At 68.0% G+C, this 4427-nt stretch carries 5 protein-coding genes; 1 reads left to right on the top strand and 4 read right to left on the bottom strand.

Features of this window, described 5'->3' with window-relative positions; all coding sequences use genetic code 11:
* Positions 1-35: 35 nt before the first annotated feature.
* Positions 36-1307 carry a phosphoribosylamine--glycine ligase gene (purD, locus tag VEG08_13405; protein HXZ28983.1) on the bottom strand — a complete coding sequence of 424 codons (1272 nt, stop codon included), beginning with the start codon at positions 1305-1307 and terminating at the stop codon, positions 36-38.
* 165 nt (positions 1308-1472) lie between these two features.
* On the opposite strand from purD, the gene VEG08_13400 reads away from it, so the two are divergent.
* The gene (locus VEG08_13400) at positions 1473-2039 is read left to right on the top strand and encodes a hypothetical protein (protein ID HXZ28982.1); all 567 of its coding nucleotides are present in this window, start codon (positions 1473-1475) and stop codon (positions 2037-2039) included.
* Positions 2040-2104: 65 nt separating this feature from the next.
* On the opposite strand, the gene VEG08_13395 is transcribed toward VEG08_13400, so the two are convergent.
* The 3 genes from VEG08_13395 to VEG08_13385 form a co-directional block, all read right to left on the bottom strand.
* Positions 2105-2899, bottom strand: a complete 795-nt coding sequence (locus VEG08_13395; GenBank protein ID HXZ28981.1) for a hypothetical protein — start codon at positions 2897-2899, stop codon at positions 2105-2107.
* The gene (locus VEG08_13390; protein ID HXZ28980.1) at positions 2896-3333 is read right to left on the bottom strand and encodes a universal stress protein; all 438 of its coding nucleotides are present in this window, start codon (positions 3331-3333) and stop codon (positions 2896-2898) included. Before VEG08_13390 ends, VEG08_13395 begins: the two co-directional genes overlap by 4 nt.
* 19 nt (positions 3334-3352) lie before the next feature.
* On the bottom strand, positions 3353-4427 hold a 1075-nt coding region (locus VEG08_13385), incomplete at its 5' end, for an Nramp family divalent metal transporter (GenBank protein HXZ28979.1).

Genomic DNA, 4427 nt, shown 5'->3' with positions numbered 1-4427 from the left:
CAAGCGCGTGGAACTTGAAACCTGAAACGTGAAACTCACTTCTTCAGGGCTCGCGCTGCAATGTCCTTGCGGTAGTGCATGCCCTCGAAGCCGATGCGGCTGCAGGCGGCGTAAGCGCGGTCGACGGCTGCGGCCAGGTCGTGGGCGCGCGCGCTCACTCCCAGCACGCGGCCTCCAGCGGTGAAGTACTCGCTGCCGCGTTTCTCCGTCCCGGCGTGGAAGACCTGCACCCCTTCGACCTCTGCGGCTTCCTCCAGCCCGGAGATCTTCTTGCCCGTGGGATAGCTGCCGGGATATCCGCCCGAGGCCAGCACCACACAAGCGGCCGCGTCCGCCGACCACTCCAGGCCGCCTTCGCTGAGCCGTCCTTCGGCGGAAGCCAGGCAGACCTCGGCCAGGTCGCTCTCCAGGCGCATGAGGACGGGCTGGGTCTCGGGATCACCGAAGCGGCAATTGAACTCCAGCACCATCGGCCCGCGCGCGGTCATCATCAGGCCGCAGTAGAGGACGCCGCGGTAGGTCACGCCCTCCGCCTTCAGGCCCTCGACCACCGGGCGCGCGATGTGGGTGAGCAGCCACTCGCGCATGTGCGCGTCGACCAGAACATCGGTCGAGTACGCGCCCATGCCGCCGGTGTTGGGGCCGGTGTCGCCGTCGCCCACGCGCTTGTGGTCCTGGGCGGCGGCCAGCGGCAGCACGCGCTCCCCGTCGCTCACCACCAGGAAGGACAATTCTTCGCCCTGCAAGAACTCCTCCAGCACCACGCGCGCTCCCGCCTCGCCCAGCAGCTTGCCGCTGAGCATCTCCCCGGCCACCGCCTGCGCCTCCTCCTTGCTCTGGGCGATGACCACGCCCTTGCCCGCGGCCAGGCCGTCGGCCTTCACCACGATGGGCGGATGGAAGAGCTGCAGCGCCTGGTGAACCTCCTCCGCCGACAGGCAGATGGCGAAGTGCGCGGTGGGAATGTGGCAGCGCTGCATGAATTCCTTGGCAAAGCTCTTCGAGGACTCCAGGCGCGCGGCCTCGGCGGTGGGCCCGAAGATGCGCAGGCCGCGGCGGGTGAACTCGTCCACCACGCCCAGGGAGAGCGGGACCTCCGGCCCTACCACGGTGAGGTCGGCGGCCAGGCGCGAGGCCAGGGCCGCCATGGCGTCGACGCTCTTCACCTCCACGGGCACGCACTCGGCGTCGCGGGCGATGCCGCCGTTGCCGGGGGCGCACCACAACTGCGAGACCTGGGGCGATTGCCGCAATTTCCACGCCAGGGCGTGCTCGCGCCCGCCGCCGCCGATGACCAGGACTTTCATGCGCTTTCCAGGAAGACCGGGGGAACAGGCAAGGGTAGGGTGCGGGCCGGGAACTGTCAATCGTCCGGGCAGGGGCCGCGTGAGAGCCAGCGCGGCAAACTTTAGGGCTCTGCTCGGGTTTGCTCTATCGAGGGACCACGTTGGGTGGGAGGTGTTATGTCGAGAATGATCCGCTCCGGCATCCTAGGCTTGGCTCTTGCATTCACACTGTTGTTCGTCCCTGGTCTGGCGGCGCAACAAGCCAAGGACCCGGTCCAGGCGGCTCCGGTCCCGCCGCAGATCGCCGCCGCGAAAAAAGTGTTCATCTCCAATGGTGGTGTCGAGAGCGACTCCCCACAGGGTTCTTCAAAGCTTGGGGACCGGGACCGGCCCTACAACCAGTTCTACACCGCCATGAAGGCCTGGGGGCATTACGAACTGGTCTCCAATCCCGCCGATGCGGAGCTGGTTTTTGAGCTGCGTTTTGTCTCGCCGCTCTGGGGTAGTGGCGAGGGCATCTCGTCCTTTGCGCCCCAATTGCGACTGACCATCCTGGATGCCAGGACGCACTTCATACTTTGGACGCTCACCGAGGATGTTCGGGACGCGGACCGGCCCAAGAACTTGGTTACTAACTTCAATCAGGGGATGGCCAACCTGGTGAACCAAGTCGCCCGCATCGCGGGGCAGCCGCCGGCCATCCCGCCCGAGCCCAAGAAGCGGGACGACAGCGAGGGCAGCGGCCCGCCGTAGACCCGATGGCAAGCGGGAGAGGGAGCGTGTGATCGGGGCCGCTTGCCGCGCCAGCGGCGTGACCCTCAGCGGCGCCAGGCGCGGTGCGGCAGCAGGTAGGTGAAACCGGCGAAGGCCTCCCAGCGCGTGGAGGTGCCGGTGAGGCCGTGGTCGAAGCCGGCGTCGAAAACCAGGTTCTTGCGCGCGTTGTAGGTCAGCGCCCACAGGGTGCCCACCGCGTGGCCGCGCAGGAAGGGCTGGGTGAAGTGCCAGATCTCTCCGGTCAGGCCGAACTTGCCCTTGAGCGCGTGCGAGACGGAGAGCGTCTGCCCGAACTGGGCGCGGCGGATGTTCCCGGAGACGGCTTCCTCAAAGAAGTAGTTGGTGTCGTAGTGGAAGCCCTTCACGTCGGCGCTGACCAGCAGCAGCATGGAGTTGCGGGCGCTGCCGATGTCCAGGCCGGGCGCGCTGCCGGCGTACACCCGGCCGAAGTAGCTCACCGCGACGGTGGGCCGCGCGCCCTCGCCCTGGTGCACCACGCCCTGCACTCCCAGGAAGGTGTCGCCCGGGTCGTTCGTGACCTGCCCGCCGGCCCGGGAATGGGCGAAGGGCTGCGACTCGGCCAGCAACTCGATGCGCCGGTGTACCGTGAACTTGATCACCTCGTTGACGCTGTGCTGCCAGGACAGCTCGGGCGAGTCCCACGCTCCCAGATATCCGGTCTCGAACTGAAAGTAGCCCACCGGGGTGAGCGTGGCCGGCGTCGAGATGGTGGGCCGGCCGGGATTGGCCTCCGGCTCCCCGGGCGGCGGAGGCTGCTGCCCCGCCGCGCTGAGCGCCGGCAGGATGGAGAGCAGCAGCACGAACCAGGGCGCTCTCATCGTCCTTCCGGCGGCTCTTTCTTCGCCCGCAGCAGCAGCACGGGCACGCTGATGCTGTGGCGCACCTTGGTGGCGGTGGCGCCGCGGAAGACGTCGGAGAGCAGTCGATGCCCGTGGGTGCTCATGGCCACCAGATCGCAGCCCTTCTCGCGCACCCACTTGATGATCTCCTCGGCGGGCTCGCCGAAGGCCAGCTCCGCCTGGGCAGGGATGCCGGCGGACTGGAACTCGGCGCGCACGCTCTCCAGGTAGGCCTTGTCCTCGGCGATCTCGGGGCTGACCGCATCGCGGCCGTACATGCGCGCCGCCCAGCCGTCGGCCACGTGCAGCAGCACCAGCCGGCTGTGCGCCAACCGCGCCAGCTCCTTCACGTGCTCGATGATGGCGCGGTCGGTGGGCGTGCCATCCAGCGTCACCAGAATGGTCTCGTACATGATGGCTCCTCGCTCTCCTTCATCCTCCGGTGATGACCTGCCAGGCGGTGCGTAGCGAATCCGGCAGGCCCCAGACGTCCATGGCGGTGATCAGCAGGGCGCTGCCCCAGCCCGCCACGAGCAGGAACCAGCCGTTTTTCCAGGCGCCCATGCGCCGCCGCGAAGAGGTGAAGTGCAGCAGCGGGAACATGGCGAAGGGGAGCTGCAGGGCCAGCACCACCTGGCTGAGGGTCAGCAGGTCGGTGACGCTGCTGGAGCCGCGCACTCCGATGATGACGACCGCGGGCACGATGGCCAAGGTGCGGGTGATCAGCCGCCGCACCCAGGGCTTGAGGCGCCAGTTCATGAAGCCTTCCATCACCACCTGCCCGGCCAGGGTGCCGGTGATGGTGCTGCTCTGCCCGCTGGCCAGCAGCGCGATGCCGAACAACGTGCTGGCGGCGGTGGTACCCAGCAGCGGCGCCAGGGTCAGGTAGGCCACGCGAACCCAGTCGCTGTCGGGGAGGAAGTGCACCACCTCGCCGCCCGCCACCGTCACGCTCCGCTTCCCGAAAAAGACCATGGCCGCCAGCACCAGGATGGCGGCGTTCACCAGGAAGGCGACGGTGAGGGCGGCGGTGGCGTCGATGGTGTTGAAGCGGACGGCGCGGCGGATGGACTTGTCATCCTGCTGCAGCTTGCGGCTCTGCACCAGGGCGGAGTGCAGGTAGAGGTTGTGGGGCATCACCGTCGCCCCGATCATGCCGATGGCGATGTAGAGCATGCCGGCCTGGCGGAAGTGCGGCGAGACCAGCGCCCGCCCCATCTCCAGGAAACTGGGCTGGGTCTGGGGCAGGACGAAGATCTCCAGGAAGTAGCACAGCCCGATGGTGGCCACCAGCAGCAGCACGATGGCCTCGATGGTGCGCATGCCGAAGCGCTGCATCGCCAGCAGCAGCAGCACGTCCAGGCCGGTGATGATCACCGCCCACAGCAGGGGGATGTGGAAGAGCAGGTTGAGGGCGACGGCGCTGCCCAGCACTTCCGCCAGATCGCAGGCGCCGATCGCTATTTCGCTCAGCAGCCAGTTCGGCCAGCGGCTCCAGCGCGGATAC

The sequence above is a fragment of the Terriglobales bacterium genome, assembly GCA_035624475.1.
Lineage (GTDB): Bacteria > Acidobacteriota > Terriglobia > Terriglobales > Acidobacteriaceae > DASPRL01.
This window is presented reverse-complemented; position numbering and strand designations above follow the sequence as displayed.